The organism is Chitinophaga sp. 180180018-3 (assembly GCF_037893185.1).
In the GTDB taxonomy this organism is placed as follows: domain Bacteria; phylum Bacteroidota; class Bacteroidia; order Chitinophagales; family Chitinophagaceae; genus Chitinophaga.
The window spans coordinates 6,702,385-6,722,500 of record NZ_CP140772.1 but is presented as its reverse complement, the minus strand read 5'-3'; the positions used below and the strand labels follow the sequence as shown (position 1 = coordinate 6,722,500).

General features: G+C 42.3%; 13 protein-coding genes and 2 rRNA genes (1 of these 15 cut by a window edge). 9 read left to right on the top strand and 6 right to left on the bottom strand.

What is annotated here, in order from left to right:
• Positions 1–522: ribosomal RNA gene (locus UNH61_RS26360) — 23S ribosomal RNA — on the top strand; it begins 2,357 nt to the left of the window's first position.
• A 97-nt stretch (positions 523–619) separates the two neighbouring features.
• Positions 620–731, top strand: a 5S ribosomal RNA gene (gene rrf / locus UNH61_RS26355).
• Positions 732–963: 232 nt separating this feature from the next.
• On the opposite strand, the gene UNH61_RS26350 is transcribed toward rrf, so the two are convergent.
• Together UNH61_RS26350 and UNH61_RS26345 are read right to left on the bottom strand one after the other, a co-directional pair.
• Positions 964–1,989 (bottom strand): LacI family DNA-binding transcriptional regulator, encoded by a 1,026-nt coding sequence (locus UNH61_RS26350; RefSeq protein WP_326995007.1) that lies wholly within the window; start codon positions 1,987–1,989, stop codon positions 964–966.
• 142 nt (positions 1,990–2,131) lie between these two features.
• Entirely contained in the window at positions 2,132–4,693 is a 2,562-nt protein-coding gene (locus UNH61_RS26345) for a zinc-dependent metalloprotease (RefSeq protein WP_326995006.1), read from the bottom strand.
• A gap of 740 nt (positions 4,694–5,433) precedes the next feature.
• Here UNH61_RS26345 and UNH61_RS26340 point away from each other — a divergent pair.
• From UNH61_RS26340 to mnmE, 5 genes are all read left to right on the top strand, one after another.
• Positions 5,434–6,288 (top strand): MotA/TolQ/ExbB proton channel family protein, encoded by an 855-nt coding sequence (locus tag UNH61_RS26340; protein WP_326995005.1) that lies wholly within the window; start codon positions 5,434–5,436, stop codon positions 6,286–6,288.
• 69 nt (positions 6,289–6,357) lie between these two features.
• Positions 6,358–7,011, top strand: coding sequence for a biopolymer transporter ExbD (locus UNH61_RS26335; protein WP_326995004.1), 654 nt, complete (start codon positions 6,358–6,360; stop codon positions 7,009–7,011).
• Positions 7,012–7,074: 63 nt separating this feature from the next.
• The gene (locus tag UNH61_RS26330) at positions 7,075–7,662 is read left to right on the top strand and encodes a biopolymer transporter ExbD (protein ID WP_326995003.1); all 588 of its coding nucleotides are present in this window, start codon (positions 7,075–7,077) and stop codon (positions 7,660–7,662) included.
• A 46-nt stretch (positions 7,663–7,708) separates the two neighbouring features.
• The gene (locus UNH61_RS26325) at positions 7,709–8,545 is read left to right on the top strand and encodes a TonB family protein (protein WP_326995002.1); all 837 of its coding nucleotides are present in this window, start codon (positions 7,709–7,711) and stop codon (positions 8,543–8,545) included.
• 111 nt (positions 8,546–8,656) lie between these two features.
• Positions 8,657–10,039 carry a tRNA uridine-5-carboxymethylaminomethyl(34) synthesis GTPase MnmE gene (mnmE, locus tag UNH61_RS26320; RefSeq protein ID WP_326995001.1) on the top strand — a complete coding sequence of 461 codons (1,383 nt, stop codon included), beginning with the start codon at positions 8,657–8,659 and terminating at the stop codon, positions 10,037–10,039.
• 422 nt (positions 10,040–10,461) lie between these two features.
• Here mnmE and UNH61_RS26315 read toward each other — a convergent pair whose 3' ends face one another.
• The 3 genes from UNH61_RS26315 to UNH61_RS26305 form a co-directional block, all read right to left on the bottom strand.
• On the bottom strand, positions 10,462–11,943 hold the full coding sequence (locus UNH61_RS26315; RefSeq protein WP_326995000.1) for a serine hydrolase domain-containing protein: 1,482 nt from the start codon (positions 11,941–11,943) through the stop codon (positions 10,462–10,464).
• 153 nt (positions 11,944–12,096) lie between these two features.
• Positions 12,097–13,122, bottom strand: a complete 1,026-nt coding sequence (locus UNH61_RS26310; RefSeq protein WP_326994999.1) for a two-component regulator propeller domain-containing protein — start codon at positions 13,120–13,122, stop codon at positions 12,097–12,099.
• A gap of 11 nt (positions 13,123–13,133) precedes the next feature.
• Positions 13,134–13,673 (bottom strand): hypothetical protein, encoded by a 540-nt coding sequence (locus UNH61_RS26305; RefSeq protein WP_326994998.1) that lies wholly within the window; start codon positions 13,671–13,673, stop codon positions 13,134–13,136.
• 161 nt (positions 13,674–13,834) lie between these two features.
• Here UNH61_RS26305 and UNH61_RS26300 point away from each other — a divergent pair, with 161 nt between their 5' ends.
• Positions 13,835–14,740, top strand: a complete 906-nt coding sequence (locus UNH61_RS26300) for a winged helix-turn-helix domain-containing protein (RefSeq protein WP_339070408.1) — start codon at positions 13,835–13,837, stop codon at positions 14,738–14,740.
• A gap of 129 nt (positions 14,741–14,869) precedes the next feature.
• On the opposite strand, the gene UNH61_RS26295 is transcribed toward UNH61_RS26300, so the two are convergent.
• Positions 14,870–15,739, bottom strand: coding sequence for an isocitrate lyase/phosphoenolpyruvate mutase family protein (locus UNH61_RS26295; RefSeq protein ID WP_326994996.1), 870 nt, complete (start codon positions 15,737–15,739; stop codon positions 14,870–14,872).
• A 1,037-nt stretch (positions 15,740–16,776) separates the two neighbouring features.
• Here UNH61_RS26295 and UNH61_RS26290 point away from each other — a divergent pair.
• Positions 16,777–20,112 carry a SusC/RagA family TonB-linked outer membrane protein gene (locus tag UNH61_RS26290; RefSeq protein WP_326994995.1) on the top strand — a complete coding sequence of 1,112 codons (3,336 nt, stop codon included), beginning with the start codon at positions 16,777–16,779 and terminating at the stop codon, positions 20,110–20,112.
• The last annotated feature ends 4 nt before the right edge of the window (positions 20,113–20,116 follow it).

Below are 20,116 nucleotides of genomic sequence, written 5' to 3'. Positions count from 1 at the left end.
CGATCAGGTGCGAAAGCAGGCTAAAGTGATCCGGTGGTTCTGTATGGAAGGGCCATCGCTCAAAGGATAAAAGGTACTCCGGGGATAACAGGCTGATCTCACCCAAGAGCTCATATCGACGGTGAGGTTTGGCACCTCGATGTCGGTTCGTCACATCCTGGGGCTGGAGAAGGTCCCAAGGGTTCGGCTGTTCGCCGATTAAAGTGGCACGTGAACTGGGTTCAGAACGTCGCAAGACAGTTCGGTCCCTATCTGTTGTGATCGTTAGTAAATTGAGAGGACATGACCTTAGTACGAGAGGACCGGGTCGTACGTACCGCTGGTGTATCTGTTGTGCCGCCAGGTGCATTGCAGAGTAGCTATGTACGGATAGGATAAACGCTGAAAGCATCTAAGCGTGAAACCTGCTTCAAGATGAGTTTACTTTTAAGGGCCGTCGCAGACTACGACGTTGATAGGTTACAGGTGTAAGGGTGGTAACATCGCAGCCGAGTAATACTAATTGCCCGTAAGCTTTAACTTTCTTAATGTTACGTTATCGTAAGATAACACTGAATACAACTTAATTTTCCCGGTATGTCTATCTTATTGGGTTTGCTGCAATAGTAAACAAAGATCTTATGGTGGTTATGCCGAGGGTGTTCACCTCTTCCCATTCCGAACAGAGAAGTTAAGCCCCTCATGGCCGATGGTACTGCACTATCATGCGGGAGAGTAGGTAGCTGCCATACTTATTAAGAAAAGCCCTGGTGTTTTGATACATCAGGGCTTTTTTGTTTTTTAGTATCCTCCGTTTTTTCATATCTACCTATAAATAAAAAATCCGGGCAGTAACCCGGATTATGAATATTTAGCACTACAATACTCACAGCTATCCTCATATTGAATATCGCGGACTGAAAATATTTGTATTTGTCGTATAGCCGCTACTGTTAGTAATCGTACAGAGATATCTTATAAAGACTATTCGGTAGTGGATTCCCTTTTTATTAATTCTACCGGAAAAACATAATTCTTAGTCACTTTCACATTTTCTTCATGGTTGATCAGCTGAACAATTGTTTCCACAGCTTTCTGCCCCATGTTATAACCCGATTGTTCGATAGTAGTTAAGGAGGGAGATATGATACGGGACGACAAATCATTCGAATATCCAACCACCTTGATCTGCCCGGGAACATCAATATTCCGGTTTCTGGCTTCGCGGATAAATGATACAGCAGAGCTGTCATTCGCAGCAAACATGCCATCAGGTATCACATCGGAATCAAACAGTTGCTGGGCTGCTGTAGTCGCGGAGTCCATCGTGAGATCATGAATAGACACCAGGCGCTCATCGAATGGAATATTATATTGGGCGAGCGCTTCTTTATAACCTGCCAGTCGTTGTTGATAAAGATTACAGGTAAGGAAACCGGAAAAGTGAGCGATGCGTTTACAACCTTGTTTAATAAGATGTTCCGTAGCCAGAAATCCACCTCTGAAATCGTCGCCCGTGATAGTATATCCCTGGAAATCAGCAGGCACGCGATCATAGAATACCAATGGAATATTGTTCTTGATAAACGGGTTAAAGTGATCGATATTGGTGGTGAACATGGAAGCAACTGCCAGCAGGCCATCTACCCGGAGAGAGTAAAAGGTATGTACCAGTTCTTTTTCCATCGCTACTGTTTCATCAGATTGCCCGATTACAATGCTGAATCCATACTTATGTGCTTCATGCTGAATACCACTGATCGCGGTACTTTGGAAATACATGGAAGTACGGGGAACGATCAGCCCGAGGATATTTGATCTCTTTTTGCGTAAGCTGGAAGCGATCCAGTTGGGCACATAGCCCATTTCTGTGGCGGCTTGCTGAACCTTCTCCCGGGTTTCCAGGTTGATCAGCGGATTGTTCTGCAATGCGCGGGATACCGTGGAGGCCGACAGATTAAGATGCTGAGCTATATCGTAAATCGTGATTTTATTGTTCCGATCTTTCACTTTTGAGGCTTCTTAAAGTAAATAATGTAGCGATATTAAGCATTTTCCGGTATAAATACGAGGATTTGATGTGAGGATAAGAGAAAGCCTCCTTTGCAGCCAGAAAGGGCAAAGGAGGCTTTCTTTCGTATATGCTTGCCAGTTATTTAGGATCGAGCGCCTTGCCGATGCGGGCAATGAGATCCTGCACATGGCTGCGCGTCATCGCGTCTCCGCTTCCGGCTGCCGCCCTGAGCTCCGTTCTCAGTGCTACCAGTTGTGCGCGACCAATGGCCGCAGCGTCAGACTTGGTTGGATCAGCACCGCCATAGACGATCATCATCGGATTGGCAGGAGCCGCGGGAGTCAGCAGGCTGGTGAGGTGATCTACAAAGTAGCGTTGCAGGTTCCGGCGGTAAGCATCCACCGGTTGATGGGCTGCGATTTCGGAAAAAACAGACTTTTTCAGATCGCTCAGCATTTCATTTGCACTATATGCCTGGGTGCCTTGGGCAGCTTCTGTTTTGATCAGTTTGTTGATCGTATTGGCGCTCATCAGCCGCGCCAATACCGGTTCCTGTTGTGCGCCTACGAGCGCTAGTCCATCGGAGCCAATACGGCTTAGGAGATCCTGGTTAACCAGCCATTTCGGAGTAGTGAATAGTTGTTTATTAAGGAATTGGATGGCTTCTTTTTGAATGGCTTTTGGTACATATTCATACACAGCGCCTGCCTGTTCTACGGTTTTGGGAGTTTCATAAATACCACCTACATTCTTCGCCACATGGCCCATGTAGCGGGAGAATTGCCCGGCTACCTCGCGGTAAAGCTCTCCCAGGTTAGCATAGCCTTCATTGGGAACCCGGGTCCATGCGAGGAGATTGGGCATGATATATTGAAGGTTCTTAATGCCGTAGGCACTGGCAACCATCGCATTGTCGCCAAGGTCTTCGTTTTGTGAACGAGGATCGTCAGGGTTGCTTTCTGTTCCGAACCAGTATTTTTTGTCTTTCAGTTTTTCTACGGTCCATTTATTCAGCACAGGCGTTTCTGCTTCAGCGGATTTAACGTCTGGCAGCAGTTTGTAGCCCCATTCGATAGCCCATTTATCGTAGTAGTTAATGCGTGGGTAGAGATCCGCGCCGCTGATACCATCGCCTGGTTGTGCAACATAATTGAATCGGGCGTAGTCCATGATAGATGCAGCATGACCATTTTTCTTTACCCATTCTTTGTCGCGGAGTTTCTCTACAGGATAGGTAGAGCTGGAGCCGAAGTTATGGCGGAGGCCGAGTGTATGACCCACTTCATGCGAAGAAACGAAGCGGATCAGTTCTCCCATCAGTTCATCGCTGAACTGCATGTTGCGGGCGCGGGGATCGTTAGGAGAAGCCTGAACGAAGTACCAGTTGCGGAGCAGCCGCATTACATTATGGTACCAGTTGATATGGCTTTCGATGATCTCGCCTGACCGGGGATCGTGTACGTGTGGGCCGCTGGCGTTGGGCACATCAGAGGGTTTGTATACGATAGCAGAGAACCTGGCATCTTCGATAGACCAGGTAGAATCTTCCTGTGGAGTAGGCGCCATTTTAGCGATGATGGCATTTTTGAAGCCAGCCTGTTCAAATGCAGTCTGCCAGTCGTTTACACCCATGATCAGGTATTTACGCCATTTGGCGGGCGTAGTGGGATCGATGTAGAACACAATGGGTTTAACTGGTTCCACGAGTTCTCCGCGTTTATATTTCTCCATATCCTCCGGCCTGGGCTCGAGGCGCCAGCGGGTGATCATCTGCAATCTTTTAACGCCCTGCGGATCAGCATCGAAATCGGTAACACTGGTAGTGAAGTAGCCAACACGGGGATCGAAGTAACGCGGCTGCATAGGCACTGCAGGAAGTAATACCAGGGAGCTGTTCAGTTCCACGGTAGCGTTGCCACCGGGCGCCGGGGGCATGCCAGGGCCAGCGGGACCGCCTGATTTACCGTAGGTTTTCACGGTTTTGATTTCAGTGTTCATCGGATAAGACTTCACATCGCTGACATAGGATTTATCCGGTTGAAAGCCACCCAGTTTGAGTGCACCTTTGATTTGCGCATCGAAGAAAAGGATTTCGTTATCGCTGTTGATATACTCCGTCATATCGATGATGGTGCCTTTGTCGTTTTTAGACAGGGCTTTCACATCGAAAGCGGCAACGATAGGCTGGAGGTTAGAATTCCTTACAGAAGTGAACATTGGCTGAGTGGAGTCCTTTGATACTTCTGAATAGGAGATATCTTTTAAGAAGATGCGGTTATTAGGGCCTTTTTCGAAGCGGATAACATTCTGATTGATAATGTCTCCGCTAAATCCCAACATCATGGCGCGCAGCCCGGCGGCTGATTTGGAGATCCTGTTTACGACAAGAATGTCTCTGCCGAGGAGGGAATCGGGGATTTCGAAAAAGAAACGATCGTCCTGTTTGTAGATGTTGAACAGGCCGGAATCAGCTTTGGCTTTGTCGGTGATGACTTCAGCAAAAGGTTTCGGGCCAGGTTTGGGACCGGGTTTGATCATCGGGCCTTTCCCGGTAGTATCTTTAGCGGGAGCAGGAGTAGTTGGCGCAGCATTGCCGGAATTTTTTTTCCGTTGTGCGCTGGCTGGGCTGTGGGCTACAGTACTGAGGCATAGCATACCGGCCATGGCCAGTATCAGTTTGTGGTAATGTGGATTGCTCATTGCGGTTTAATAAATTGGTTCTTGATTACTTGTGGTAGTTTTTTTAAAAACCTTTGCAAGTAAGTATATTAAGTATTAACTTATATGGAAAATCCATAAACGCGTCAAAGGCTATAGGAATGGAAAAAAAGAACGGGAACCGACTGGAAAGCGTGGGAACACTGGTTGCGGGAGCAACTTTTTTATGTAAGTATTTATTGTTATAGCATATATTAATTTCATATGGAGGGGAGCACAGATGAATAATAAATTCCACGTCGGTATTGATTTTCAGTGTATCTGTCGAAAGAATATGATATCTTACAATGCTAAATGCAATTAGCGTCGGCTGAAAGCGTGGACTGGAGCGGCATGAAATAAGTTATCAGAATTGTAAGATTTCTGTTGGAACATTTGAATTTTTTCTTAAATTGTGCGTCCAACTTTGAAAAAAAATCAAGCAATTTCAAGAATTGGACAGTAACAATCAGTTGTGAGAACTGCAATATTGGTTTATTCGCTTATGTAAGTGTTTGCTCTGAAAAACAAGTTAAGAAGCCCTGTGGTGGGGCTTTTACGCGTGAAGGTTAATTTTTGGGGGTTTTTTCGGGCGGCACTTGTTTTTTTGGACCAACCTTATAACTTTGCGAATCACTGCTAAAAACAGTAAATTGAGTGCTGAGGGGCATTCCACTGAAAAAATTAATTAGTAACTTCTAACAAACAATAGTTTAATTTTTAACACTAAAATTTCAATCAACATGGCTGAGACTAAAACAACTGTGACTGCAGCTACAGCTAAGGCTTCTTCTCATCAACCTAAAAAGTCATCCAACCTGTTCGCGGCGTTGGCTGTACCTATCTGCTTAGTGATAGGATTTCTGTTTTACTTTTTTGTATTAGGTAACCCAGCCAACTTCCAGGGTAACAATCCTGAGGGTCACCCGGTTGAATCTGGCATTGGTAAATGGTTTGCAACTGTGTACAAAGGTGGTCTGATTGTACCTATCCTGATTTCCGTGTTACTGGTATGTCTGACTTTCGTGATCGAGCGTTTCCTGTACCTGTCAAAAGCTAAAGGTAAATTCAGTGGTTCTGAACTGGTTCGTAAAGTACAGTTCCACCTGGCTAACCGCAATATAGATGCAGCGCTGGCTGAGTGCGACAAACAGAAAGGTTCTGTTGGTAACGTACTGAAAGCTGGTCTGAAAAAGTACAAAGAAATGGTTTCCAACACTGAGCTGGATACTGAGCAGAAGATCCTGACTATCAAGAACGAAATCGAAGAAACAACTGCACTGGAACTGCCGATGATGGAAAAGAACCTGGTGTTCCTGTCTACCATTGCTTCCGTAGCAACCCTGCTGGGTCTGTTCGGTACAGTATTGGGTATGATCCGCGCGTTCGCTGCGATGTCTACCGGTGGTGCACCAGACTCTGCACAGCTGGCAGGTGGTATCTCTGAAGCGTTGATCAACACCGCTCTGGGTATCGGTACTTCCGCTATCGCGATCATCATGTACAACTACTTTACTACTAACATCGATGGCATCACCTATGCTATTGACGAATCTGGTTTTACTTTAACACAGAGCTTCGCTGCCAACCACAAATAATCTTTGATTTTTTTGTGGAAACAAAGCGGTTTTGAATCTAATTAAAGTAAACTATAAAACAGAGTAAAGATGCCTAAAGTTAAAATGCCAAGGAAAAGCACGAACATTGACATGACAGCAATGTGTGACGTGGCTTTCCTGCTGTTAACTTTCTTTATGCTGGCAACTAAGTTCAAACCGGATGAACCGGTAACAGTAGTTACCCCATCCTCTATTAACACCACCCTTTTGCCTGATTCTGATGTGCTTTTGTTCACAGTGGATAAGGATGGCAGAGTGTTTTTCAGCATGGATGGCCAGACTAAGAGAAAGAAACTGATTGAAGATCTGAACACTCAGTATAAACTGGGACTGGACCAGAAAGAAATCAGAAACTTCATTGTAGGATCAAGCGTTGGAGCTCCTATCAAAGACCTGAAGCAATATCTCTCATTGAATGAAGATAAACGCAAAGCTTCCGGCCTCGACAAAGGGATTCCTACCGATTCTGCTAACAATGAATTAGGTGCATGGATCGATTATGGTATTGCAGCACAGGAAGGAGCAGTTTCCAAACTGAAATACTGTATTAAAGCCGATAACCAGACACCTTATCCTAAGATTAAGGAGATCCTGGATACTTTCAAAAAGAAACATATCCAGAAACTCAACCTGGTAACTAACCTGGAAGAGCCTCCTGTGGGAACAGCAGCCTGGGAAGAAATGAAGGCTACTAAAAAGTAAAAGACAGCGACTACTTCCTGACCTGGAAGGCTGTTGATTAAAAAATCAAAAAAACTGGCTACTATGGCAGAAATGGATACCAGCAGTAGTGGTGGTGGAAAGAAACATGGTGGGACGAAATCCAAGAAGCAGTCTACCCGTGTGGATATGACACCCATGGTGGATTTGGGTTTTCTCCTGATTACCTTCTTCATGCTTACCACTACAATGTCCAAGCCCAAAACAATGGACTTGATCATGCCAAAAGATACCGAGAAGCAGGAAGAACAGAATAAGGTAAAAGAAAGTACCGCTCTGACCATTCTTCTCGGGAAAAAAGATCGTGTATATTATTACGAAGGTTTAGCACAGGATCCTAATGCATCTGCAAATCCGGACTTCTTTAAAGCAACTACTTTTGCTAACAAGGGAGGTATCAGAGATGAGATCATTAAGAAAAGGGATGAAGTTGCTAAACTGAGAAATGCAAAAGGTGAACCAGAAGACGTAGTAATAATTATAAAGGCTGATGATGATGCCAGTTACAAAAACTTCGTGGATATCCTCGACGAAATGGCAATCAACAGGATTCAGCGTTATGCAACCGTAGATATTGGCGACCAGGATAAGAAATGGATCCAGAGTACAGAAGTTGCTAACGGTGTTAAATAGTCTTGTGGAATAAATAATTTTTTGCATCCATCATAAAAAAACAACAATGGATTCTTCTAAAATCTTAAAGTCCGATTTTCTTGATATCCTGTTTGACGGCAGGAACAAGGAATATGGGGCGTATGATCTGCGGAGACAATATGATAAACGTGTACGGAACGCGATTATGGGTACCGTGTCACTGTTTGTTGTATTCTTCTTAGCGTACATGATCACACAGTGGGTGAAGGCTTCTGAGGGAGAAAACGTTAAGAAGCCCGTGATCCAGGAAATTAAGATGGAGGATGTGAAGTTACCGGATGATCCGAAAACACCACCTCCACCACCACCTCCTCCTGCACCACCACCACCAGTAAAACCGTCAGTACAGTTTACTCCTCCGGTTATCAAAAAGGATAATGAGGTACCACCAGATGAGGAACCTCCGAAACACGAGGATATTAAAGACAAAGCCATCAGCACCAAGACCCAGGAAGGTGATCCTAACGGGGTTGATCCGGGACTGCTGGAAGACAGTAAAGGTACAGGTGTAGTAGGACCTCCTCCTGCACCGCCAAAAGAAGAGATCTTTACATTCGTGGAACAACCTCCTACCTTCCCTGGTGGAGAGGAAGCACTGGCCAAATACCTGAGCAAAAACATCCATTATCCGCGTGTTGCACAGGAAAATGGTATCTCTGGTACAGTGTTCGTTCAGTTCGTAGTAGACTCTGAAGGAAACATTAAAGATGTTAAAACAGTAGGCGCTGCAAAAGGTGGCGGGCTGGAAGAAGAAGCTGTTCGCGTGGTGAGAACCATGCCTAAGTGGAAACCTGGTAAGCAAAACGGCCGTCAGGTTTCTGTACAGTTCAACCTCCCGATTCGCTTTACACTGCAAGAGTAGTACTGTGTTAATGATCATATTGAAAGATCCCGTTCCATTCCGGAACGGGATCTTTTTTATGTCTGATAGCCAAAAGTTGTGTGTAAATTTGTGGCTTCATAAATCAGACATATGCTGGGTAAACTAACAGGATTCGATGATACGATAGTAGCAGTGGCAACTGCTCCGGGACTTGGGGCTATAGCTGTTATCAGGTTAAGTGGTCCGGAGGCCTATACCATCTGCAACAGCCTGTTCCCCGCAAAAGACCTGACCCAACAGCCCAGTCATACGCTTCATTTCGGGAGCATTGTAGCTGATGAACAGGTGATAGATGAAGTAGTAGTGAGCCTCTACAAAGGGCCACGCTCTTATACCGGAGAAGATGTTATAGAAATATCCTGCCATGGTTCACCATATATTCAACAACAGATCATAGATGCTACCATCAGGGCCGGCGCCCGCCTGGCTAAACCCGGCGAGTTCACCCAGCGTGCCTTCCTGAACGGGAAACTGGACCTTACCCAGGCAGAATCTGTTGCAGATCTTATCGCCAGTAATTCCGCTGCTTCCCATCAGACTGCCATGCAGCAAATGCGGGGTGGTTTTTCGAAAGAGCTGCATGCCCTGCGCGAACAACTGATCACCTTTTCCGCACTGATTGAACTGGAACTGGATTTTAGTCAGGAAGATGTGGAGTTTGCGGATAGAACCCGTTTTTACGATCTCGTTTCGAGTGCTTCCGGCGTGGTTCGACATCTGATCGATTCATTCCGTATGGGAAACGTCATTAAAAACGGTGTAAATACCGCTATAGTCGGGAAACCGAACGCGGGGAAGTCAACCCTGCTGAATACCTTATTGAATGAAAACAGGGCCATTGTAAGCGATATAGCGGGTACTACCCGCGACACTATTGAAGAAGTACTGAACATCGATGGTATCTTGTTTCGTCTGATAGATACGGCGGGCATCCGGGAAAGCGTTGATACGATTGAGAGTATCGGCGTACAGAAGACAATGGAGAAAATCCGTGAAGCAGGAGTAGTGGTTTATTTGTTTGATGTGAATGAACTAACGGAGTCGGATATACGTAAACAGATTGCTGCTTTCGAAGCAGAGCATGTGAATTACCTGCTGGTAGGTAATAAGATTGATGTTACCGGAGAAGATGCAGTACGCAGTAAATTCGCAGGAGTACCGGGGATATTGTTGATCTCTGCCCGGAATCACGCGCATATTCAGGAGCTGAAGGATACGCTGGTAAGTAAAGTGATAGCGGGAGATGTTAATACGGAGGATACTATTGTTACAAATGCCCGTCATCATGCTGCGCTGCAGGAGGTGTTGAAATCACTGCAGGATGTGAAACAGGGGATGGATAATGGTTTGCCGGGGGATTTATTGGCGCTTGATATCAGGCTTTGTTTGCATTATTTAGGTGAAATAACGGGAGAGGTGACGAATGAGGATAGGTTGGATTATATATTTAGTAAGTTTTGTATCGGGAAGTAGCTTCGTGTGTTTAAGTATATGAAAATCAGTCATACACATATTTGGTGAATAATAATTAAAAAAATGCCCCCTATTTTGTTTCAATTTTGTCCCTCTAGATCATTGATTTTCAAAACATCCAGAGGGACGAATAATCAGTTCTTGAGAGAGAATCGGTTATACTATCCCTTATTAGTCCAATACTTCCATCATTAACTTTAAAATCCCCCAAGGGTTTAGTGATTGCGTTATTTCAATTATAGTTACGACGAACCGTGCTATTTCTTATACACATTGATTGCGCACTAGCTTTGTGTTTATTTTTGTAATATGCCGAAAAGCTGTTGTTTTGGTTAAAGTTCGCTGGGCAAAAAACTGAAAATTTTTGCTGAAGGTTCGTTTTTACAATGACGTATGACGAACCGATGTTGGCGGTGGCTTAGTTATTCTATTTTCACAGCTTGCATTTTATAACCATTATCATTAATCTCAAAGCCATTTATCTTTTGGTTTTTGTCTTTTGTAAATCTTTGTTCCGATCCAGCTATTTCCAGCATAAAAAAATCAGTATCAGAAGTAAAATAAATTTTGTATTTCGTTTTACTGTTCAACCTTATCACCAAATCTTCTTTTTCAAGAGTAACATTAAGTGTATCTCTATGTAGTTTGTAGTTTCCTACGTACGATTTCAATATTTCGTTATTTACGGTAACAACCTTTTTAATTTTCGGAGTATAAAAATCTTTCCAGTTATAAACAGAAGCCAGGGAATTGACTATTTCGCTTAACAGGCTTCCATTATCGGTATTTGCCATTACTACTGCTCCGTTCCCATTTTCCATGCTGCCGTAGTATGTAGCCACAAAGCCTTCATCGGAGCCATCATGGTTAAAATATTTTTCATTTCCCTTTTTAATAATAAACACTCCTAATGCTGCTGAGTTATCAATATAAGGGGTCAATCTAAGCCTGGTTGTTTCTGGGGAAAGTACATTATTGCTTTTTCCTTGTAAGGATAGTTGTGTTTCTATAATATATTTAGCTAGATCTGTAGGGTTTGTCCATAGGCCCGCAGCAGCTTGTTCGGGATAAATATGATACTTCCCCTTCACTTCTTTCCCATCATTATAATAACCTGTTGCTAGTAAATTTTCTTTATCCATAGGCGGCGGTTGGGTATAAAAGCTATTACTCATTTCCATTGGGTTTAATACGTTGTTCCACATGTATGTATCGTACCGTTGCCCTGTTACATCTTGTAATATTAACTGCGATATGGTTGTTCCTCCACCTGAATATTCAGATTTAAGAGAAGGCTCATACATTGACCGAATCGCTTTACTGTTGGCCGGCATTTCACCATTTAAAATTTGTATCAGTGCAGGTATGGTATCTCCTTTTTCATAACCGTCAAATCCGTGTACTGTTAATCCTGCTGTATGACTTAACAGATTTGCTATCGTTATTTTTTTCCCTTTTGATAGAGAGTCATAAGGAAATTTCCATGATTTTAAATAAATATTAATATCTGAATCAAGGTTCAATTTTCCTTCCTGTACTAATTTTAAAATACCAACCCCGTTTAATGATTTACTAATTGAACCTGCTTGAAATAATGTATTTGTTGTAACTGGCCGCTGTTCTGCACTATCTGCCCAACCATATCCTTTTGCCCACTCAATTTTATAATCTTTTATCAATGCAATGCTTACTCCGTTTACATGATTACTTTTCATTCTGTCGGCAAGTGAAAATTGCTGATTCCCTATTTGCACCCATAAACCTAAATTGTTTTCAAACTTTTTGATTTTTGCCTGTACCTCTTTAGAATAGCTTGTATTGTTTTGTGCAGATAGATTGCTTGTTAGGATACAAAAGAATAGAGATGAAAAAAATGTTATAAAGGCTTTTGTGTGTTTGGCCATAGTGATATATTAAAAAAGTGGTGTAAAGAATCCTTTGTACATAAGATTATATTAAACGTACGCAACGGTGTTGTTTCTCCTTATAAGCGAGTTATAAAAAGAAATATAAATGAGTGTATTGCTGATTTTGACCTTCAAAATCAGCAATACACTTTATTTTTGACCGGCTGCACTTTTAAAGTCCGTGATGGTCTTTCCATCGTAACGATACACGCCACCTCCAGATCCAAACCAAATACTTCCATCGTTAGCTTCCAAAAGTCCCAAAAAAGCTGGTGGTCCTGACGTAATTTCTGTTACAGTGGGCATTTTATTGTACAAGGACTTTGCATCATAACGTGAAAGTGCCCAGGCATTCGAATTTACTGCACCAGTAGTCCAGATGTTTCCTTTTTTATCTTCGATTATTGCATAAGCCCACCTCTGCGACACCTTAGTAAAGGTGCCGCCGTCATAGCGCCAAAGACCAGCAACGTCGCCAAACCAAATGCTTCCTTTTTTATCTTCGATTATTGACCAAACGTTCTTAAACGATTTGCCATCTTTGTTCTTTAAAACGGTAAATGTTTTTCCATCATAAAAACAAGGCCCGTCCCCTGTGGCAATCCATAATTTCCCGGTTTTGTCTTCCATGATAGCCCTAATATCATTATTGGGCAGTCCGTCTTTTGTTGTAAAATTTTGAAAAGATTTTCCATCGTAGCGGGTTAATCCAGCTCCGCCGAACCAAATAATGCCGGCGCTATCTTCATAAATACACATAACCAGATTGCTGGCAAGTCCCTCGCTGGTTGTAAAATGTTGAAAGGTTTTCCCATTGTAATGATAAACCCCGGAATCAGTGGAAGCTAACCAAAGGTTTCCGTGTTGATCTTCCAGAACATCCCAGAACCTGCGCGCACCTATTTTACTACTTGTGAGATTAGTAAACGATTTTCCATCGTAGCGAAAAGCACCACCCCATGATGCAGTAATCAAAATGTCTCCGTTTCTGTCTTGCTTTACATGCCGAACCTGACTCATGGGCACCTTGGAGGTAGCCAATTCTTTAAGTTGAGACTCGGAGTAGCCATTGTGCTCTTTACTGAAATCATCTTGTGGTGCGTTTGTTCGGTTTTGTCCGCAGGAAGTGTGAAAGACAAGCATCAGGAACAAGGTGTAAATGCGTGGGTATCTCATAATTTCTTTGCTTAGCAAGCGCCTTTGCGAGGGACACGTTGAAAAATTACTTTACTATCCCGTTCTACATATTCGCCCGATATTATCGGGTATGAATACTTGGGGGCGTGCGATACGTTATGGCTTCTTATGATTATTTTGTCATTAACTTTCAGGCTATGCAATTGCTCAAGTTGAGACTTTTCCGGCTCAAATTTTACAATATAATCATCACCATTGATCCTGGCCATCACACCGAAACCTAATCTTGACCCTGGCGGAAGAGAAAGAGAGGTTACAACAGCCTCCATATTGGTATAATCATTAATGTTCTTCCTTAATTTAGCAGCAGCGGCAAACACCTTTTGACCTTCGGGAGAAGCTACCCATTTTTTGTACTTTATACCTTCAGGGGTAGCCTCCCATTTTTTCATTTCGGCTTCCCTTTCAGCAGCAGTAAGCGGTTTTGGGGTTGGCCTTTTAGCAGTTTCATTTTTAATGTCGCGATTAGCGAATATTAGTCCGCTTACCACCACCAGCGGTAAGATCGACGCATAGATAATTTTTTTCATATTTATTGTTGATTTAAGTGATATGGATTCGTAAAAGACATTTTTTTTATTTTTCATATCCTTTCAAAGCTGGTGCGACAAAAGTACTTTGATATATTCCAGCCGGAGGAATTTGGATTGTAAATAAAAATGTAACCTTTGTAAATAAATCGTAAAATGGTATGTTTTACAGTCGAAATCTACTTTCCGGAAAACGCAAATACCTGTGGGGATTGGTACTACTCCTGTTGATCTCTGTAACATGCGTGACTTTCATTATGACCGGCAGTGACGACTTTGATATTGCCAGGAGGGAAGTTTTGCTTCGGAAGATAGGAGATGAGCTCCTCACGCAGTCGGGCGACAGTAAATCAAGGGTTCTTCCGGTAAAAAAGATCGCCGAAAATGAATACCAGATCAGCTTTGAGAATGAGCTTACTTTTCAACCGGACTCGCTGATGAATACTACCCGGCGTTTGTTGGCCAAAGACCCCTTCGCAAGTGATTATGTTGTTAATGTGCTGAACTGTAGCAACTCCAGTATAGCCTATGGATACGCTATATCCAACAATAAAAGGAATGATATTATAGCTTGTAGGGGAAGAGTGCAACCCAAAGGATGTTACATGATCAACATTAAATTTAAACCGGCAGCAATAAATACAGCAAAGAGTGGATATATTTTGGGCAGCCTGTCATTTTTAGCATTTGTTGGTTTTATATTTTTTAGGTCTGCCAAACCGCGTCGGATTTTACCTGATGATCAGAGTACTAGTGTAGTCACTACTGGTGTGGTCACTTTAGGCTCAATGTTGTTCGATGAAAAAAATCGTAAGCTCATAATAAATGGAGAGACCATTGATCTCACCGAAACTGAAACCCGTGTGTTGCACATCTTCGCATCTTCTCCTAACGAGACAATAGAGAGAAGCAGGCTACAAAAAGAGATATGGGAAGATAAAGGTGTTATAGTAGGCCGCAGTCTTGATATGTTCATATCAAAACTCAGAAAAAAACTGGAATCTGATCCCAATATTTCCATTGTTGTTATTCGTGGCAAAGGATATAAGCTTGAAGTTAGCTCTTAAGGAAGAATAGCCCCCGCTGATATTTTCCGATACCTATCTACTACTAATTCCCTTGAATTTCTGTCCCTCTTGTTATATAGATTATTGATAATCAACGTGTTTATTTTTCTGTATCGGGAAGTAACCTCATTATTTCCCCAACCCTGTCGCCATCATATAAGCCAACTTCGTTTCACTAACCGGTGTCATTGCCTCCAATAAAATACTACTGGTTCCCTGAGTGGATATTTCATCCGCTACTTTTTTAATCAAGGCCAGGGTGGCTTTCATCAAACTTGAACCCAGGCTTAATCTCGCAACGCCCATATCCTGTAATTCATGAATAGAGGGAGGTATCCCATCGGCAATGGTAGGATTTGAAAGAATATTAATAGGAGCATTAATCTCCTTCACTAATGTAGCAATCGTTGCTTTTTCCCATACAGGTTGAACAAATATGCAGTCTGCCCCAGCTTCCCGGTATTTGTTACCCCGCCTTATTGATTCCGATAATTTTTCTTTAGGAGAGCCGGAGGAAGTATAGAAGGAGTCTGTTCTTGCATTAATGACTAAATGAAAGCCGAGTGAGTCTGACAAGGAACGGATAGCCGCTATTCTTTCACAAAATTCTATCTCGTCAATTAACGTCGGACTTAAATTAATACTGTCTTCGATATTTATTCCAACAATGCCTGTAGCAATTATCTTTTTAACCGAATCAATTATTTCATCCAGATTGTTTCCATACCCCGCTTCTATATCCACCGTTACCGGAGCTTTTACTGCGTTTACAATTCCTTTTACAATTTCAAGCAGCTCTGACAATTGCATTATCTGGCAATCAGGATAGCCCAGCGCTGCAGCCATCCCCATGCTGGTTGTTGCAATGGCTTTATAGCCGCATGCCTCAATTAACCTGGAACTTCCGATATCCCATGAATTTAACAGCACCAACATTTCTTCGTCATGATGAAATTTCAGAAATTTTTCAGCCTTTTCTTTTTGAATATTTGATATCATAATTCTGATTTTCTTATATAAAAAAACTTCTCCTTGAAATAGATACCAATGCTTTTTCGTATTATATTAAGTTAACGTATTCAGTTATATAGAAAAAATATTGTTATAGATAGAAAAGATCCTTTTTTGACCTTATACAGCTGATATTGTGGTGTTATATCCAATCCCATTGGGCCCTGGCAGTCGCCTTATATCCTGTCTTCCCGGATTATTCTCCTGATTTAACAGAAATATTTCCGAAACGCTGTTAAATTTTACTTACCAGGGCGGATGACTGATTGTATTGATGATCTTATTTTGATTAATAATAATTCTATATTAACTTATCTTGAAAAAAAATGTTAAAAAATTGTGCCGCATGAAAAAGTTTATCTAGGTTTGGAATATAACGAGAAGAGCATTGGGGCAAAAGGGGAAGTGAGATGTTTTTTATTTAACAGGTAGCTAAAACGTTTAACTATACTATTTAGCATATTTGTCCAGAGCAGATCTATTTACAACATTTATTCCTAAACTTTAAATTCAACCACAATCAATAGCAACCACTAAAGATTTCTTTTATCCATTTGAGCACTCAACCAAAAAGTTCACTTAATAGCCAGCGTTTTTATCAATCACTTGTTAGTCATAAGCGTATGAACGTTAAAAATGTTTCTATCATCCGGTAGCACCGGTGATAAATGATGTTCCTGGAGGGGAGGACACTTTAATTCCATTTTAAGTATTCCATGTTTTGTGCTGTTAACTAGCGCAATAGCTACTGCTTTGCAAAAAAGCATGAGCTAAAAGTAAGTACTGAACGCATAAAATGGTACCTGTATAAATCCTTCCATCAATTAAAATTGCCCGGAAGAGTGGGGTACTACTTTACAGATTATGGCACTGAAATCATGTTTGAAAAAAATATTAATGATGGCTACAAGTCAGAGCAGAAGTATATCTCAGTCGTTTTGTATTAAATGCTAAATGGTTAATAATATTTCCATTCGTAATACTATACCAAATCGGTTCTATTCAATTTTAAAAATTAAAAAACGATGCAGTCAACCAAAAGATGTCTGTTGCTTTTTATGCTCTTTTGTATAGGAAGCATATTTGCCTATGGGCAGGGGAAAATGACGGTTTCAGGCACCATCAAGGACACCACCGGCAATGGTCTTGAAGGAGCTACCGTGAGTGAAAAAGGCACATCCAACTGGGTGCCGACCGGCAAGGGTGGTAGTTTTACCATCAATGTAAAACCAGATGCAAAACTGGTTATTTCTTATGTAGGATTTTTAACCAAAGAAGTGCTGGCCACATCTTCTATGCAGATAACACTAATCTCCGATGTTCGGAGTGCTGAAGAAGTGGTGGTTACTGCGCTGGGCATCAAAAAACAATCTAAAGCGTTAGGTTACGCAGTGTCCAAAATTGATGCAGACCGGATTATGGTCAGCGGTACACCCTCCAATCCTTTACAGGCCCTCTATGGCGCTGCACCTGGGGTACAGGTGGCAGCCACGGCAGCCGGTCCTTCCGCTGGTATGAAAATCAATATTCGTAATGCGGTGTCTTTTGATGAAAATTCATCGACACGTCCACTGATTGTAGTAGATGGGGTGCCTATTCACGACCAGAATACGAAAATGGGCTTCGGGGCTACGGATCGTGATAATGGAACTGGTATTAACGATATCAACCCTGACGACATTGCTTCTATGGAAATTTTGAAAGGGGCTAAAGCATCAGTATTATACGGTAGTGAAGGTGCCAATGGGGTGCTGTTGATTACCACCAAAAGCGGTACCAAAGGGAAAGGATTGGGAGTAGCAGCGTCTTTTACCACTTCATGGGATCGCGCGGCATTTCTGCCTAAATTGCAAAATGAATATGGAACAGGTTCCAGCCCCAGCAACTCCAGAAACGATGCTCAGGGATATTATCTTGATGCGAATGGAAAAAGAGCACTGGCCACTACATTAGGCGATGGTACTGGCGCACAGGCATTTGGACCAAAATTCGACCCGAGTGTAAAAGTGCTGTGGTGGGATGGTGTAGAAAGACCATGGGTGGCACAAACCAAAAATATCTATAATGATCTTTACCAAACAGGGCATCAAAACACCACCAATGTGGCTTTAAGTGGCGGTAATGATCAGGGACAGATCCGTTTTTCATACACTAATACAAATATGACCCCCATCAGGCCAGGGTCAAGGTTTGACAAAAATACGTTTAGCCTTAACTCATCTTACAAGTTAAACAATAACATCACCCTTAAATATACCGGCAACTTTTTTATTTCCAAAAACCTGAATGCCGCCAACCTGAGTACCATGAACGGAGAAGGTCAGCAGGCTGAGATTGGAGCATTTAGCTCTGATATCAATGTAGGCTTGTTAAAGTCGCATTTGCTGACACCTGATGGATATAATTACTTTGCCAACCCAAGCCTGAGAAACTTAATCTCTAATGGCCGGAAAGGAGTTGTAGGTTTTCTCTGGGATCAGCTCGAGAATCAGTCTATATTTACAAGATTGCATAATATCCAATCTTTATCTGCTGATATAAAACTCACCAATATATTTAGTGCCACATTAATGGGCGGTCTGGATTACAGTACGGAGAGGAATGAGTATAAAGGTAAATTGCTGGATCCCCAGTTATTAGGGCCTAATAGTGGTTTCATGTACAGCGATGTAACGAATACCTACAAGACTACCTACGGGCAGGGTATGCTGAACTTCAATACCAAAATAAATGCTGATTTTGATTTATCTGGTTTTGTGGGTGGCGTAATCAGAAAGAATTATACAGAAGGAAAAGGTGCATCTGTGAATGGTTATGGACAGCTTGTTATCCCTAACTATTTCTCATTTAATAACTTACCATTAGGAGTACAACCTCAGTACCAGTTTACAAACGGACAGGATTTATTATACAGTTTAATTGGGTCAGCCCAGTTGGCGTGGAGAAACCAGGTATACATTGAAGCTCAGGGAAGACAAGACTGGTCATCTATTTTGCCTCCGGGGTATAATCATTATTTCTATCCTGGTATAAGTGCAGCGTGGATCTTAAGCGAAAGCTTTAAATTGCCAGCAGTGTTTAATTATGCCAAAGTAAGGGCATCATGGGCCGATGTGGGTCGTCCGGGTCCACGTTATTTCAGCAACGTGAACTATTCTACTTCTCAAACCGGCGGTGGCTATGTGCTTACTCCTCCATCTGATCTTCCTCCAATGGATGCCAATGGTCAGCCAAACTTAAAACCTGAGCGTAAACGTGAATTCGAAGTAGGTTTTGAAACTTACCTGCTCGAAAACAAAAGAATTGGTGTGGACTTCTCTTATTACAGATCCAATATCTACGACCAGATCATGGCGGTAGCTGCACCTCCGGGAATGGGCGTTAAAAATGTTCGCATGAACGCAGGTAACGTTATGAACAAAGGATGGGAGCTGGCTATTAAAACAAAACCAGTTTTAACGAAAGATTTTGAGTGGGATGTGAATCTGATGTTTGCACATGGTAAAACTACTGTTGAAAAACTGGATGGCAAATTGCAATCTCTCACGTTATGGAATTCTTTCGGTGCAGTAAATACGGTGGCTAACGTGGGCCAGGAATATGGTCAGATTTACCTGACTAAGTCGACCTATACTTACAATAATCCAAATAATCCAAGTGATCCAAACAATGGAAAACGAGTGGTGAATGCTGCCGGATCAGCTTATGATTATAAGAGTACAGCAAAGTTGATCGGCAAAACAATTCCTGATGTAACGGGAGGATTTTTCACTTCTTTTGCCTATAAGAATGTACGTCTCATTGCAAATATAGATTACCAGTTTGGCGCTACTTTCCTGTCAGGTTCAGAAACTTATATGATGGCTGCCGGTGCGTTAAACGAAACATTGAAGTATAGAGATGAAGCACATGGTGGAGTTGCTTATTATTTAGATGCGAATTCCAAGAAAGTGGCAGGTAATAATCCTAATGGCGGACCAACCTTTCACGACGGTGTGATATTGAATGGTGTGGGCACTGACGGTAAACCGAATACCAAAGTGGTTTCTGCTGATAATTATTATTACGATTCTTATTTTTCAAATGGCTTCTTCCCTGAAGACAGGATCTTTAAAAGCGATTACGTAGCACTGCGTAATCTGGCCATCGATTATACGTTGAGTTCAAATATTTCTCACAAGATCCGCATGAGTAGTCTGAGCATATCAGTTTTTGCGAACAATGTGGCTTACCTCTACAAAGCGGCGCCAAATTCAGTACCTGAATCAACTAACGGAACAGGATGGGGCGTAGGTTCCTATGGAACAACTGCATTACCCGCACAGCGTTCAATAGGTATTTCTATCAAAACTAAATTCTAAAAAC